This is a genomic window from Bartonella sp. AP58NXGY (assembly GCF_042195785.1).
Classification (GTDB): domain Bacteria; phylum Pseudomonadota; class Alphaproteobacteria; order Rhizobiales; family Rhizobiaceae; genus Bartonella.
In genome coordinates, this window is sequence record NZ_JBHIOY010000002.1 from 43699 (window position 1) to 59742 (window position 16044).

Consider the following 16044-nt stretch of genomic DNA (forward strand, 5'->3'; position numbering starts at 1 on the left):
GCAGCCTTGTTTATAAGGATAATGCATTGTTTTGTATGTTGAATGAGAGTTTCGAATATCGTAAGCTTCTCTCGTTTCAAACCTGTGTATGTTAAATCAATCAAAATTATTCGCTTGTACATAACAAGCGGGAATTGAGTATGTGGAGTGAAACTATAGAAGATAAGGAGTAAAAGTGCTTCTTATGAATCGTCTCTAATGCCAAAGGCTGTCGCAATATTGAGAACCGGGCAAAGTGTGTGGTGTGGAGAAAGCTTGTTTCTTCATAAGCGTAAAGATGGGGGCTCAATAGATTTACTGTTATACCATTTATGGGTACTGTCATAAATGGGCTTGGGAGCTTTGAGAGATGTCTCTTTAAAACAAGCCTGTTAAATTGCAACCCAATGGCGTTCTGTTCTCGTGAGGGATGTAATCCCATTCTAGAACGCAATAAACAAAAGTGTGAGGCAATGCATAATTGCTTCTCGCGAAAGCTCTTGTGGTGATAAGAGGGTGATCTTTAATGTTAAGGAGGAACCGTTTTTTGGGGGTGGAAAGAGCATTGGGAGTAAAATTAAAGAGAGTGAAAAAAATCGCTCAGAGAATGTCAAAAAGAGGCATAAAAAAACTGTGATGCCATCCTGTATATCTAAAAAAAATGCTTTTCAAAAATATTTTGAATATTTTATTAAAATTTTTAAAAAGCAGCGATTTGTGGTGTTGCGAGTCAGTTATGTCTATGCTAGAAACCAAGTGGTTTTTATTCTAGATTTTAAGAAGAAGATTCTTAAAATGGAGAGTGTCTGTTTCATTTTATCTGATAACTATCAGAGAGTCGCTCAAGGGAAAGAGGCGGTATTTCGTGTCGGATTCGTTTTCTCTCATACCGCTGCCGTTGGTAGATCAACGCTATGCGCAAGCGCTTTTTGATTGCGTTCAAGAAGCCGGAAACGTTGAAAAGGTTGAAAAGGCAGTAGAGGATCTTTTGCTTGTTTTGGAGCATAAGGATTTAAAACGCTTTGTGCTTAGTCCATTCTTTTCAGTCAAAGAGCAAATGAAGGTGATGCAATCTGTTTGTGCAAACATCAAATTTGCTGATAAAAACGCAGGGCAGGTTATTGGTAATTTTTTACGCGTTATTGCAGCAAACCGTAGGCTCAGTGCCGTATTTGGTATTTTACATGCTTTTCAGCGTTGTGTTGCACGCGCTCGTAGGCAGGTTACTGCGCAAATTGTTTCTGCGCGCCCTTTAAGTTCTCAACAAAGACAAGAGTTGTGTGAGGCTTTGGAAAGTGTCGTCGGGGGAAAAGTTTTGCTGCACATCATTGTGGATCCAACAATTCTTGGTGGATTAATCGTTCGTGTGGGGTCGTCTCAAATTGATACGTCCCTTCTCACAAAATTGTCTTCGCTTAAGCTTGCATTGAAAAAAGAGGTCAGCTGATGGATATTAGACCATCTGAAATTTCAAAAATTCTAAAAGAGCAAATAAAAAACTTTGACCAAAAGGCTGAGGTTTCAGAAATTGGTTGGGTTCTCTCTGTGGGAGATGGTATTGCTCGCGTTTATGGTTTGGATAATGTCCAAGCAGGGGAAATGGTCGCCTTTCCAAACGGTGTGCGTGGTATGGCACTCAATTTGGAAGTTGATAACGTTGGTGTGGTCATTTTTGGCTCAGATCGTGATATTCGTGAAGGTGATTGTGTAAAGCGGTTAGGTGCTATCGTCGATGTTCCTGTGGGCCCCGCTTTGCTTGGGCGTGTGGTTGATGCGTTGGGAAACCCTATCGATGGTAAGGGGGCCATTAAAGCAACAGAGCGTCGTCGTGTTGATGTTAAGGCTCCTGGAATTATTCCGCGTCAGTCTGTCCATGAACCGATGTCGACTGGATTGAAAGCGATTGACGCACTCATCCCTATTGGACGGGGGCAGCGTGAATTGGTGATTGGTGATCGCCAAACAGGAAAAACAGCAATTTTGCTCGATACATTTTTAAACCAAAAACCTTTTCATGAAAAAGGCGCTGGACGAGAGCAAGATAAAGTTTATTGTATTTATGTCGCTATCGGTCAAAAACGTTCGACGGTGGCGCAGTTCGTTAAAGTTTTGGAAGAACGTGGAGCACTGGAATATTCTATTATTGTGGCGGCAACCGCTTCTGATCCAGCGCCATTGCAATTTATTGCACCTCTTGCCGGATGTGCTATGGGCGAATATTTTCGTGATAATGGGCAACATGCTTTGATCGGTTATGATGACTTGTCAAAACAGGCGGTGGCTTATCGTCAAATGTCTCTTTTGTTACGTCGTCCTCCAGGTCGTGAAGCTTATCCGGGAGATGTTTTCTATCTTCATTCGCGTCTTTTAGAGCGGGCTGCAAAGTTGAATGCAGAAAATGGATCTGGGTCTTTGACAGCTTTGCCAGTCATTGAAACGCAAGCAAATGATGTTTCCGCCTATATCCCTACAAATGTGATTTCGATTACGGATGGGCAAATTTTTCTAGAGACTAATTTGTTTTATCAAGGAATTCGTCCCGCTGTAAATGTTGGTCTTTCTGTGTCGCGTGTTGGTTCTGCTGCACAAATTAAGGCGATGAAACAGGTTGCCGGCTCGATTAAAGGTGAATTGGCGCAATATCGTGAAATGGCAGCTTTTGCGCAGTTTGGCTCTGATTTGGATGCGTCAACCCAGCGTCTGTTGAATCGAGGAGCACGCTTGACTGAGCTTTTAAAGCAGCCACAATTTTCTCCACTCAAAACAGAAGAACAGGTGGTGGTTATTTTCGCGGGTGTGAATGGCTATCTTGATGCTTTGGCGGTTTCTGATGTTGCACGGTTTGAGCAGGGACTTTTGGTGCTTTTGCGGAGTGATTATCAAGATCTCTTAAAGGCAATTGCGGAGCAAAAGCAGTTAACAGATGAGCTGAAAGATAAGTTGATGACGGTTCTTAACACTTATGCGAAAAATTTCTCGTGATGAATTGATGGAACGCTTGAATGGCTTCACTAAAAGATCTTAGAGACCGTATCGCTTCGGTTAAAGCAACACAAAAGATTACCAAAGCTATGCAGATGGTTGCAGCAGCAAGGTTGCACCGTGCGCAAGAGGCAGCACAGTCTGCGCGTCCTTATGCGAAGAGGATGGCTGATATTTTAACCAGTGTTGCTGCTGATGTGGATGGTGTTGATGCGCCTGCTCTTATGCGTGGTACGGGGCGAGATGATGTGCATCTCTTGGTGGTGTGTACTGCTGAGCGCGGTTTGTGTGGTGCTTTTAATGTGCAAATCGCTCGTCGTGCACGTGAACAAATTAAAGCACTATTGGCAGTTGGTAAAATAGTGAAAATTATTACCGTGGGAAAAAAAGGTGCGGATATTTTATCGCGTGATTACAAAGGTTTGATAATTGATCACATCGATTTGCATGCTGTAAAGCGAATTGGTTTTGCAGAGGCGGTGATGATTAGTCAACGGATTGTTGATTTATTCAATGATGGCGCTTTCGATGTCTGTACGCTGTTTTATTCTGAATTTGTTTCCGTAATTAATCAGCGTCCGACAGCTTTTGGCTTGATTCCAATGATTGCTCCAAAAGCAGTTGTTGAGGCAATAGATGTTGTGGAGCAAACCGATCATAGCAAAGGTTCACAATCAATTGTTTATGAGTATGAACCTGATGCTGCTTCTCTTTTAGAGGCGCTTGTGCCACGCAATCTTTCGGTGCAAATCTTTCGGGCTTTGTTGGAAAATGTTGCTGGTGAAATGGGCGCAAAAATGACAGCTATGGACAATGCATCGCGCAATGCAGGTGAAATGATTAATAAATTGACGGTGGCTTATAATCGTCAGCGTCAGGCACAGATTACGACAGAATTGATCGAAATTATTGCGGGCGCTGAAGCGCTTTAAATGGAAAAGGTAAGGATTGATGGTAAAAGCAGTAACCTCAAGCAAAGGAACAGAAAAAGGTGAAAAAAAGAAACCAGTTGATCGTTCCGGCGTGAAAAAAGCCGCTTCGAAATCTCAAGCGGGTGTCAAGGCTTCGTCTGCATCTGCGCGTAGTGCGGCTAAAGATACGCCTGTAAAAAAAGATATATCCGCAAAAAAAGAAGAGCGTGCAAAAGGCGCTGTTGGTGAGATCAAGCAGGTTATTGGTGCTGTCGTTGATGTGCAATTTGAAGGCGCATTGCCAAATATTCTCAATGCTTTGGAAACAGAGAATTTAGGCAATCGTTTGGTGTTGGAAGTTGCTCAGCATTTGGGTGAAAATACTGTGCGTACGATTGCTATGGATACAACTGATGGTCTGATGCGGGGCCAAAAGGTTGTGGATACAGGAACGCAAATTAGCGTTCCTGTAGGAGAAGCGACATTGGGACGTATTATGAATGTGATTGGAGAGCCGGTGGATAATGTGGGACCAATTCCTGCAACTAAAACGCGTTCTATTCACCAAGAGGCGCCTGAATATGTTGAACAATCAACGGTTTCAGAAATTCTCGTCACTGGTATTAAAGTTGTGGATTTGTTAGCTCCTTATTCTAAAGGAGGTAAAATTGGCTTGTTTGGTGGTGCTGGTGTTGGAAAAACTGTTCTCATTATGGAACTTATAAACAATATTGCAAAGGCACACGGTGGTTATTCCGTATTTGCTGGTGTGGGAGAACGTACACGTGAGGGAAATGACCTTTATTATGAAATGATCGAGAGTCGCGTGAATGTGAATCCAAAAGAGAATAATGGTTCAACGGAAGGGTCAAAATGTGCGCTTGTTTACGGGCAAATGAATGAACCACCAGGAGCACGTGCGCGTGTGGCTCTTTCAGGATTGACAATTGCGGAAAGTTTCCGTGATGAAGGACAAGATGTTCTCTTCTTTGTGGATAATATTTTCCGTTTCACGCAAGCAGGAGCTGAGGTGTCTGCTCTTTTAGGGCGTATTCCTTCTGCTGTGGGGTATCAGCCAACTTTGGCAACAGATATGGGGGCGTTGCAAGAACGTATTACCAGTACAAAAACAGGCTCTATTACCTCTGTTCAAGCGATTTATGTTCCTGCAGATGACTTGACAGATCCAGCACCGGCAACGTCTTTTGCCCATTTGGATGCAACGACAGTTCTTTCACGCTCTATTGCTGAAAAGGGAATCTATCCAGCGGTTGATCCGCTTGACTCTTTCTCGCGTATGTTGGATCCATTGATTGTGGGGGAAGAGCATTACACTGTTGCTTGTCAAGTGCAAACTATTTTACAACGTTATAGGGCACTTCAGGATATTATTGCTATTCTTGGAATGGATGAACTTTCTGAAGACGACAAATTGCTGGTGGGACGGGCACGTAAAATTGAACGTTTCCTTTCGCAACCTTTCCATGTGGCGGAAGCCTTTACTGGTTCACCGGGAAAACTCGTCCCTTTAGAAGAGACAATCAAAGGTTTTAAAGGTCTTTGTGCTGGCGATTATGATGATTTGCCAGAAGCTGCTTTTTATATGGTTGGTTCGATTGATGAAGCACTTGAAAAAGGAAAGCGTCTTATGGCAGAGGCTTCTTAGTAGGAAATTTCTTATTAAGGAGAAAACTGTCATGAATATTTGTCGTTAAAAAGGACGAGTCGTTGAAAAAAACGGAAAGTCCTTATATCGGGTATTGTGGAGACTTTTGTGGAAAACAATAGAGAAGAGCATTTTTTGTTTGAGCTTGTATCGCCTGAAAAAATTGTGTTTTCAGATCAGGTCGTGTCTGTTGTTCTTCCTTCAGCCTCAGGTTCTTTAACAGTTATGGCGCATCATGCGCCATTGGTGGCAAGTATTGTGTTGGGCAGTGTTCGTGTTCGCACTTCTTTAGGTGAGAAATTATTTGCTGTATGTGGAGGTGTTGCAAATATTACCTTTTCAGGCTGCTCTTTATTGGTAGAGCATGTTGTGGCTGTAGAGCATCTTTCTTTTGATGTATTAGAACAGCAGATTTTGCAAGTTCAAGCGACGTTAAAGGGGGGAGCAAGTGATGAGGATAAACATAAAATAGAGGCTTTTTTCCAGCAATTGTCAGCTGATGGTTCTTCGTTGATAGAGGCGTAGCAAGGGTAGACAGGAAAAGGTGACATGAGCGGGAAAAAGAGTACGGTTGTGTCTGCTAAAAGAAGCGGAAAACCTTTTCCTCGTCCTGGTCGTGTTTTTGCAGGGCCTTTGCCAAAGTGCTTTGTTTATATTCTGGCTTCTCTTATTTTGCAATGGGCTTATGGTTTAGGGGCTAATATTGTTCAGTCTAACATTGTCCATCTGACCGGTGATTTTCACGCAACTTTGACCGAGACAACATGGTTGGTAGCGGCCTATATGGCGCCAAATGTAAGTATAGCGATTATGTTGATCAAAATTCGCTATCAATTTGGGTTGCGCGCTTTTGCTGAATTATCAATCCTTGGCTTCGTTTTGGTTTGTGTTTTACAGCTCTTTGTTACGGATTTGCGTTCTGCATTGATTATTCGCTTTTTCGCTGGGATTGCTGCTGCACCTTTGGCTTCGCTTGCTCTGCTTTATATGATGGAGGCTTTTGCTCCAGCAAAGAAGTTTACTATTGGTCTTAGCTTGAATTATATGAATGCTGCTTTAGCGGCACCTTTATCACGTTTGATTTCTCCTGATTTGCTGGAACATGGTGGTTTTTCCAGTCTTTCCGCGCTGGAAATGGGATTGGTTCTCATCAGCTTGGTTTGTATCTATACTTTGCCCCTAACGCCTGTTGTTCGCAGTAAGGTGATTCAAAAGTTAGATTGGATAAGCTATGGTTTGATTGCTCTTGGTCTTGGATTAAATGCCGTGATTATGTCTGTTGGCATATTGTATTGGTGGTATGAAGCACCATGGATTGGTTGGGGGCTCGCACTTGCCATTTTCTCATTGGCTATTGCTATTATTATTGAGCTTAATAGAGAAAAACCGTTGATTGATCTCCGGTGGATTTTCAGTAAGGAAATGGTCCAATCTGTTTTTATTTTATTTATCTTTCATGTTTTCTTGTTAGAGCGGTCAAATTTGCCCGTAGGCTTTTTTAATCTTTTTGGTTTGCTTAATCGTGAGATGGCGCCCATGTATCTTGCTGTGGTACTAGGTATTTTGTTAGGGGGAGCTGTTTGCGTCTTTTTTTTACGAGCGGGGCGTGAGGATTATTTTTATTTGTTATCTTTGGGTTGTTTGGCGCTGGGAGCTTATTTAGATAGTCGTGTAAACCATTTAACGCGTCCGCAAGATATGATGTTGAGCCAAGGATTGGTGAGTTTTAGTTATGCACTGTTTTTGCCGCCTGCTCTTTTCAAAGGGTTTGTGCTCGCTGGTGAGAGAGGTCCGCGTTACGTTTTAAGCTTTATTGCTGTTTTTTTGTTAACGCAAGTGACAGGGGGATTGATGGGGTCGGCTTTTTTTGGCAGCTTACAGTTTTATTTTGCCCATAAGAACTTTGAGTCTTTAACACAAAATATTGTTGTTACTGATCCACTTATTTCTGGTGAGATGAATACTTTGTTTTCGCCTTCTTATGGTGTTTCTGTTCCCAATGGCTTGGGGAGTGAGCAGGGTACTTCTATGTTGATAGAAAAATTTAAGTTAACAGCAAATATTTTTGCTTATGATGACGTTTTTAGGCTTTATTTTTATATTTCAATGATTGCATTCGTTATTTTTCTTGTCACAATGATTGTTAAGTCATGCTCTTTGCGAGCATTAGAAAAGTAGAGTAATATCATAGAAAGAGGGGTGCAAAAAATGATAAAAGCATTACGATCAAAAGCTACAATTATTGCATTCCTGTCAGGTATTACGGGTGTTTTACTGATTTTATGGGCTTGGAGACTTCCTCCTTTTGTGAGTCACATCCAAATAACGGATAATGCTTCCATTAAGGGCAATGTTACGCTGGTTAGTTCACAGATCTCTGGGGTGATCGCACGGATTTATGTGCAAGATTATCAACGCGTTGAAAAGGGAATGTTGCTCTTTGAGCTCGATGATTCTCTTTTTCGTCAGCAGCTTGCACGGGCACAGGCTATTCTCGATTCAAAAAATGCAAAACTAGCAAGTATTGAATTGCAAGCACAGCTTTTGCAGGGCGAAATTAATGCTGCAGAAGTTGAATTGGCGCGTTCACGAGCATTCTCCAATGTTATCCCCGAAAGTAAAAAGTTAGGTTTTGGTGATACGGAAAGTTCTGTTTCTCGTCCTTTTTCACAACTCTTGACGGCATTGGAAACAAAACGACAATTGCAAAAACAATTAAATCTTGAACGGCAAAGTTTACAGTCAGAAATTGCGGGAGCAAAGGTGAGTGTTGAGTTAGCAAAACTTAATCTTGATCATACAAAGATTTTATCTCCTCGAACAGGCTATATTGGATTAGTTGGAGCGCGGGTAGGGCAATATGTTATGCCCGGTACGCAATTGGTCTCTGTTATTTCTGATGATATTTGGATTATTGCTAACTATAAGGAAACACAGCTTTCTCAGATGCGTGTGGGACAACCAGTTGTTTTTTCTGTTGATGCATTGAACAACAAAAAGTTAACAGGGCGTGTGGTTCGTTTTGCACCTGCTACAGGCTCAGAGTTTTCATTGTTAAAAACAGATACAACTATTGGTAATTTTATTAAAATTGCGCAACGTATTTCAGTACGGATTGCTTTAGATCCTGGGCAGGAAGGAATTGAAAAGCTCATCCCTGGGATGTCCGTGGTTACGTATGTAGATACTTCGCAACGGGTCGATTCTGGAGGATAAAATTTTGGGTTTTTTCAGTTTAATTTTTATGCCACTTTTTTATAGCAAGTGGGTATTCACGTTGGAAGATTTCGTTTGGTTTGTTATGATACATCTTTTAAAGCTCTTAAAGTTCTTATTTGTTATGCTGTAAAATAATGCTTTTTAAAACATTAAAGCGCATGCATTTTTAATCGTTTCTATTTCTTTTGAAATAACCCAGTAGTAGAGGGATGGAATATTGAAAGCTGTGCCTGTAGTTTCTAGCAACATTGTCTTTTGAGTGGGGTGATACGAACCACATGGGTGGACAGCGGGAGAGTCTGCGAGATAAAAAGTTGGATTATCCTGTTATGCCGTAAAACAGCGTTGTTTAGAGCGGTGATATAAGGCATGACAAGCTTTACATATTAAGAGTTTTTTAGATATTGTGATCAGTATTTAATGCAGGGCTTGTCTATCGCGCCTATAAAGTGAACCGCGTAAATGGTCAGCAGGTGAAGTCTGCCGAGAGATGCTGGACTGTTGACAGTCCAGTGACTGGTAGGAATCTCCATCCTTTGAGGTGTGGGGAGGGGGGCAAAGATGGATGAGGCGGATGAAAAACTTATCCTTTTGGGGGGGAAGGTTTCAAGTTAGGAAGAGGGCATAAGGTGTGGTGTTTTGTAAACGATAAAAATGCCCGCTTTGAGTCCGGGCATTAAAAGGGGAAGTTGTTGCTTGTGTTGTTAATTTTTACGGATCAGTAAGAAGCTTACTAAAACGACTCCTGCTGCTAATGCGAAGGTTTTTTTAGGATTTTCTTTCGCTTTTTTCTTTAATTCTGTAGCATGTTCATTGAGGTGATAAAGTGCGTGACGGCCTTTTTGTTTCCATGTGTTAAACAGCTCAGAAATGTTTTCAAAGCTATCATTTTGAGAACTCCAATGATTTACGGGAACCAGCTCTCTTTTTAATTGTGCTATACGTTTTTTAATTTTAGCATTTTTTCTATGGGGTGAAAATAGACACATTTATTGACTCCTTCATATGTTAAATTGTTGCATGATCGTTGGAATTGTGTTTGGGGTCTTGCTATAACGGCTTGAAAATTAAAAGGTTGCATTGATTATGTGGCTTGTGGATGAAATGAAAACTAAGAGTTTTGGTTTAATGAGGCATTTCTTAATGGGCTCGGATTCATTTCATGATGGCGTTTGTTAAGGATATAAGGTAAAATTTTTGCACAATGGTGTAAGATTCTTGAGCACTACTATCTTATGTTTCTAAAGGTGTAAGCGGGTATTTTCATTTTTTTGCTTGTTTAAAGTGTTGGGATCGCTTTTATCCCTTGAAACGGTTTATAAAGAATCTTTATTCCTTATTTATAGTTTGCATCTCCATGTTCGCTTGTGGTGTCAGGGGAGTGGGGGTGATTGATTCAATTAAGAAAATTTAAAACGAAAGAATCTTATAATATTCGCGTTTACCATTCAAATTTTTAAAAAGATAAATTATTATAAATTAACATGTTGGCTTAATTGTATAATATATTGATTTATAATGACAATTTAGCTTTGCTCAATTTGAGTTAGACTTCCGAATATCGTAAAATTCTCTCATTTTGAATCTGTTTTATGTTGAATTAATCAAAATCATTCTCTTGTATATCACAAGCAGGATGAGTGTATGGTGTGAAATTATACAAGAAAGGAGTAAAAATACCTCTTATGAATCGCTTTAAGAGCCAAGGGCTGTCGCAACATTAGGCGGTGTCTTTCATGAATATTTTAAAATTGCGCTTTGATAAGCGTTATCTAGTGTGTTGTAAAATACTGTTCTGCGATGATGTTGATGTAGAGTATAAACATGCAACTTAAAATACACTATTATCTCTGTTTGATTTCAGTTTCTTTTTGGAGCAACCAAGTGTAAAAGTATAAACTTGAACAGGAATTGTGAAACGGATCTGGTGTGTTTATAGAATGAAGAGTCCCTATGGGTTGATTTGCTTCAGTGATTAGCAGGTGAAATCTTTTGAGAGCAATCTGTTAAGATTGGTGGGTGGTATAATTTTCGTCCTTTGAGGCGCGAAGGAAGTCGATATAAACGATGATTGATAGCGCAGGTTTTAAAAATTTGAGGACTTGATGAGTACGACCTATCCTTTATCTAAACCACTTGAGCGTCGTCGGTCTGTTGGTGTTGCTGTTGGTGATGTGATCGTTGGGGGGGAGAGCCCGATTGTTGTCCAGTCAATGACCAATACAGATACAGCGGATGTTGATGCAACTGTTGCGCAGGTTTCTGCTCTTTGGCAAGCTGGGTCTCAATTGGTTCGGATTACTGTTGATCGCGATGAAGCAGCAGCTGCTGTCCCAAAAATACGGGAGCGATTGGAGAGGTTAGGTTTTTTTATCCCATTGGTGGGGGATTTTCATTATATTGGTCATAAGCTTTTATCAGAGCATCCTGCGTGTGCTGAGGCGCTTGCAAAATATCGCATCAATCCTGGAAATGTTGGCTTTGGTGCAAAAAAAGATCGCCAATTTGCGGAAATTATAGAGATTGCTTGTCGGTATCATAAACCTATTCGCATTGGTGTGAATTGGGGTTCTCTTGATAATGCGTTGTTAACACGACTTATGGATGAAAATGCACAGCAAGAAAAACCCTTATCTGTGGCTGAAGTGATGCGGGAAACTGTTGTTCAGTCGGCTTTGCTTTCGGCTGCTTTAGCAGAAGAGTTAGGATTGGGACGTGATAAAATTATTCTTTCTGCTAAAGTGAGTGATGTCCAAGATCTTATTGCTGTCTATATTGCCCTGGCAGAGCGTTGTGATTATGCACTCCATTTGGGTTTGACAGAAGCAGGGATGGGAACAAAGGGGGTTGTGGCTTCTTCGGTGGCTTTGGGCATTTTATTACAGCAAGGGATCGGTGATACGATACGAATTTCATTAACCCCTGAACCTGGTGGTGATCGAACACGAGAAGTTAAAGTTGCACAAGAACTTTTGCAAGTAATGGGGTTTCGACAATTTTTGCCTGTTGTTGCTGCTTGTCCTGGATGTGGTCGCACGACCTCGACAGTATTTCAGCAATTGGCACAAAAAATTGAAGCGGATTTACACAAAAATATGCCCGTTTGGCGTGAAAAATATCCTGGGGTTGAAAGTTTGAAGGTGGCTGTGATGGGATGTATCGTCAATGGACCGGGAGAATCAAAACATGCGGATATTGGAATCTCTTTGCCTGGAGTGGGGGAAAGTCCAGCGGCTCCTGTTTTTATTGAGGGACAAAAGGTAAAAACTTTGCGGGGTGATTACATTGCTGAAGAATTTGAAGCGCTTTTGAGTGATTATATTCATACACGCTTTGGACAGGGTTGAAATAAATTCTTGAAGTTTATTTCTTCAAAACATTATCAATGATAGTTTTTGCATTTTTTCTTTATTCAAGGTTTTGCTTTTGCTTGTAAATCAATATTCAGTCTTCATCGTGATTGCATGTTGGAATAAGATGATCGTTCATAAATTGCGGCTCTTCTTCACTGTTGTCAAGCATGTTTCCTTGATAACACTGTCTTCTAACAGATCCAATAGCAAACTAAACGTGACATTATCTCAAACAATTTTATGAATTTCCATGAAAAGCTGGATCGTGCTGTTAGAATTTTTCCCAATTAATAGGGTAATTTGAGTTCCTTTCAAATTTTAGTGTTTAATTTTTTTACAAAAGCTTTATTGCTTGAAGATTGTGGGGGTCTGCACTTGTTTTTTCAAATACTTCAATATCTCAAAAAAGCTTTGTATTGCTATAACAGCCTTCTATGCAAGTTCATAAAAGTACAAAAAATCATAAACTGTGCAGATGGTTGGAGATACTTATCTTCGAAAAATAAAAATCCGTTTCGAACAAATATTATAGATTTGAGACACTATAAAAAATATGGCTTGAGCAATTTTGTAATTGAATAAACTATCCCAAATTATTAATTGGCATAATTTAATATAAATGCCAAATTAAAATAAAGAGAGGTTATTCTTCCGAATATTATTTTAAACAAGGGGGTTAAAATAATATAAAGTTGTACTAGGAACGAAGATCAAGTCTTATTCTTCTACATCTGCTAAAGTAAAATCTTTGATTTGCGATTCTGTATTATCATAATTAAAAATATTGGAAGGGGGGTATGACCCCTTCTATTTACGGTTGGGGCTAATATTTATTTACAAAATGAAGAGGCGCTATTATTGGCTCGCGATATGAGAGAAAGTAGAGTCAATTTGAATGTCCTTGGTTTAGGAAAGAGATCTCCATATATTGGTCGCGAAGAAATGATAAGAACAGCGATAGTTTCTTTGTTTTGCGCTTATAAGAAAAGTATCGTTATTTCTGGTCCTGCTGGATGTGGAAAGACTTCTTTTGTGCGTGAGTTAGCTTTTAGGCTTAATCAGTTTTAAGCCTATGTTGAATGGATATTTCATACTAGAGGTTAATTTAGGAAGCGTGATATCTGATACAGGATTACGGGGGGAGTTTGAACGAAAAATCGGAACTTTAATAGAAACTGTATCTCCATATGAGAATGTCGCTCTGTTTATTGATGAAGAGCATTCAATCGCTAATACCAGAAGTGATGGAGGTATTGGTGCTATGGGTTTATTCAAACCTTTTATGCTGGAACAGAATTTAAAGCTCATTATAGCGATCACTTCTGCAGAATTAGCACATATTTAAGGGAGGGGGCGTTTTTTCGTAGATTTCATCATATAAGCTTGGGTGAGCTCTCAATAGATGAAAAAATGAATGCTATAAGGCTACATATAAAATATCTTGAAGAGTATCATGGGCGTAAATTTTGTTTCAATAATTTTAATTTTGATAACACAAGAGATTTGCACGATTTGTTGAGTTATGTAGATCTTCAGCTTGCTAGGGGGAGATTTGAAAATGAATTTGCTATATAAAAACAAGTATGTTTATTCGTATACCATATCAGCGAGGCAAGAAGGTGATGAGGTTTTGATAGGGGCGGATCTACAAATGTTATAGCTCTTGATATGAGTGGTACGTCACCGAATGTTATAAAAGCTTTGGCGTGTTTTGATGCAGAGAATACCATAGGTGATATAATATTGAAATGTAACCTAGATACTGCAGAAAGCGAAGATTTTTTGTATTTAGCAAAATATATGCTTGATAATAGAAACACCCTTTTTGAAGGAGGATTCTGTTAGAAAAGCTGGGCTTAGTGAGAGCGAGTATAATAGATTTGATAGGCAAATTAACTTATTCAAGCATGTATTAGGTAATTTTGACAATGCCCTTTTAGCTAACTCCAAATTGAAAGATGCTAAGATAACTATAGTTGGTTTGGGTGGATGTGGAAGCTACGTTTTTTATACATTATCTGCTATGGGGGCAGGACATATTAAAAGCTATGATTTTGATATTGTCGAAGAATCAAATTTATCTAGACAGATACTCTATAATTATAGTGACTTAGGTAAAAAGGTTGATGTTGTTAGAGATAAAGCTCCATATATTAGTCCTTCGACTCAATATGAGTTCTATGATGAAAAAATAGATAATATAGAAAAGGCATGCCGTCTATTCGAAAGAGCTGATCTTGTTATATGTGCAGCAGATAATCCAAGGCCAGCTTTTTTTCATTTCATGAACGAAGCTGCTTTTAATATGGGTGGTGCGCTGTTATATGCTGCTTCGGCCACGGTCAATACTGTTGTTGGTTGGCTTTATTATTCTAGGTAAAAGCAGATGTTATGCATGTGTGAATCAGAATCATATGAAGGATATCCATGAGTTTGAGTTTGTTAAGACTATTAAGCAAAACGATATGAATACTTTGATAGATCCGTAAATGTTGTTGCTGTTTTTTGGGCTGCTTTTGAGACAGTAAAATATTTAACGCATTTTGATAAATATCAAATTATAGAAAAAACATTATTTATTAATTTTTCCAGCTATAAAATTGATAGGACTGAAGATCCTTATAGCGGTTATTGCCCTATTTGTCGTGAAATATAAGCTTTTTATATTGATATAAAATGATGTATATGGTGCCTTTTTGGGTGTTATTGGGGGAATGCATGACCAGTATATTAGCATTTGGCTTTTTATTTAACGGTATAAGAATTTTAACAGGCGCCTTTATTGTCTTTTATATGCTTGAAAAAGGCTTAACACTTATTGATATTGGGATCATTAAGTCATTTCAGGCTTTTATTATGATGGTTACCGATATTCCTCTGGGATATTTTGCTGATCGAAAAAGTTATAAAATATCGATTGTTTTGGCAGCGGCTTTTGCCGCTATATGGCTTTTTCTCATGGGAATTTCTACAAGCTTTTACGGTTTTCTTTTAGCAGAAACTTTTAATGCAGTGTCGTTGACATTGATTGCGGGGGCTTATAATGCTTTACTTGTTCAATATGCAAAAGCAAAATTGACATCCACTAAAAAAGTGCTGGGAGCGAGCTCTCAATATAATTACATCGGCATGTTTATATTCAGTTTAATCGGTGCATATTTTGCTGATTATTCAAGCCAATATATATGGTATATCGCGGCGTTTTTAATGTTGATGACAGCACTCTTTGGTTTGTTTTTTCTTGATGACTTAAAAGGAGAAAAAAAACTCAGTAAAGTGAATTCTCTCATTTATGATGCTAGGGAGATGTTGTCTATTTTTTTTAAGGTTCCTTATATTTCTCTATGTTTTTATTTTTCACTGATTTTTTCCAATATATTTTCGCAGTATTGGCAGTGGATATTTAAAGATTATCATATTAATGTCACTTATTTTGATCTTGGTGTGACATTTTCGCTGATATTGCTCTCTCAGCTTTTGGCTAGTTTTTTCTTTACCAAACTAAGCGAAAAAATAAATTTTGTTTTGTTGCTGTTTCTTTCAGTTTCCATGATTTTTACAGTCGCTTTTTTTGAACCAAGAAAAGAAATTGCTGTCATTTTAGTCTGTATGACTTTTTATCTCATTAGGTACACCTATCTTCGTGTAGAAGTGGTCTTGCATGATAATATTAGCGATCATTTTAGGGCTACATACGAATCCTTCTTGTCAACTGTTGGAAGATTGAGCTTATTGGTATTTTTTTACATGAGTGCGTATATGGTCGATATGTTTGGCTTTTTCTCGCTTGTTTATATTTTTTCTGTTTATTTATTGATTTACTTGTTGGCAGTATTTTTTTTAGAAGGAAATCTCAAAAAAGCTCAGTAAGGATATTTACTTATCATTATCACGCATGTTTCATCGGGTATTATAGTGGATCAAGGCTTTGATT

Annotated in this window: 13 protein-coding genes; 12 read left to right on the plus strand and 1 reads right to left on the minus strand. The window is 39.1% G+C overall.

Annotation, left to right across the window (positions count from 1 at the left end):
* Positions 1-844 precede the first annotated feature (844 nt).
* From atpH to ACFINC_RS01450, 7 genes are all read left to right on the plus strand, one after another.
* On the plus strand, positions 845-1426 hold the full coding sequence (gene atpH / locus ACFINC_RS01420) for an ATP synthase F1 subunit delta (protein ID WP_375615787.1): 582 nt from the start codon (positions 845-847) through the stop codon (positions 1424-1426).
* Positions 1426-2961: a F0F1 ATP synthase subunit alpha gene (atpA, locus tag ACFINC_RS01425; protein WP_375615788.1), complete on the plus strand. Its 1536-nt coding sequence runs from the start codon at positions 1426-1428 to the stop codon at positions 2959-2961. The genes atpH and atpA overlap by 1 nt, the downstream gene beginning before the upstream one ends.
* Before the next feature lie 20 nt (positions 2962-2981).
* A complete protein-coding gene (locus ACFINC_RS01430; RefSeq protein WP_375615789.1) occupies positions 2982-3893 on the plus strand; it encodes a F0F1 ATP synthase subunit gamma in 912 nt (303 codons plus the stop codon).
* 19 nt (positions 3894-3912) lie between these two features.
* Positions 3913-5538 carry a F0F1 ATP synthase subunit beta gene (atpD, locus tag ACFINC_RS01435; protein WP_375615790.1) on the plus strand — a complete coding sequence of 542 codons (1626 nt, stop codon included), beginning with the start codon at positions 3913-3915 and terminating at the stop codon, positions 5536-5538.
* Between the two features lie 108 nt (positions 5539-5646).
* Positions 5647-6063, plus strand: coding sequence for an ATP synthase F1 subunit epsilon (gene atpC / locus ACFINC_RS01440; protein ID WP_375606580.1), 417 nt, complete (start codon positions 5647-5649; stop codon positions 6061-6063).
* Between the two features lie 24 nt (positions 6064-6087).
* Positions 6088-7716: an MFS transporter gene (locus ACFINC_RS01445; protein ID WP_375606579.1), complete on the plus strand. Its 1629-nt coding sequence runs from the start codon at positions 6088-6090 to the stop codon at positions 7714-7716.
* A 30-nt stretch (positions 7717-7746) separates the two neighbouring features.
* Positions 7747-8754: an HlyD family secretion protein gene (locus ACFINC_RS01450; RefSeq protein ID WP_375615791.1), complete on the plus strand. Its 1008-nt coding sequence runs from the start codon at positions 7747-7749 to the stop codon at positions 8752-8754.
* Between the two features lie 707 nt (positions 8755-9461).
* Here the strand turns inward: ACFINC_RS01450 and ACFINC_RS01455 are convergent.
* Entirely contained in the window at positions 9462-9746 is a 285-nt protein-coding gene (locus ACFINC_RS01455; protein ID WP_375615792.1) for a hypothetical protein, read from the minus strand.
* A 1116-nt stretch (positions 9747-10862) separates the two neighbouring features.
* Between ACFINC_RS01455 and ispG the strand changes: the two genes are divergently transcribed.
* From ispG to ACFINC_RS01480, 5 genes are all read left to right on the plus strand, one after another.
* The gene (ispG, locus tag ACFINC_RS01460) at positions 10863-12104 is read left to right on the plus strand and encodes a flavodoxin-dependent (E)-4-hydroxy-3-methylbut-2-enyl-diphosphate synthase (protein WP_375615793.1); all 1242 of its coding nucleotides are present in this window, start codon (positions 10863-10865) and stop codon (positions 12102-12104) included.
* A gap of 864 nt (positions 12105-12968) precedes the next feature.
* Positions 12969-13178, plus strand: coding sequence for an ATP-binding protein (locus ACFINC_RS01465; protein ID WP_375615794.1), 210 nt, complete (start codon positions 12969-12971; stop codon positions 13176-13178).
* A 46-nt stretch (positions 13179-13224) separates the two neighbouring features.
* On the plus strand, positions 13225-13455 hold the full coding sequence (locus ACFINC_RS01470; RefSeq protein ID WP_375615795.1) for a hypothetical protein: 231 nt from the start codon (positions 13225-13227) through the stop codon (positions 13453-13455).
* 459 nt (positions 13456-13914) lie between these two features.
* Positions 13915-14490, plus strand: coding sequence for a ThiF family adenylyltransferase (locus tag ACFINC_RS01475; RefSeq protein WP_375615796.1), 576 nt, complete (start codon positions 13915-13917; stop codon positions 14488-14490).
* A 338-nt stretch (positions 14491-14828) separates the two neighbouring features.
* Complete coding sequence (locus ACFINC_RS01480) at positions 14829-15980, plus strand: MFS transporter (RefSeq protein WP_375615797.1); 1152 nt, start codon at positions 14829-14831, stop codon at positions 15978-15980.
* Positions 15981-16044: the final 64 nt, after the last annotated feature.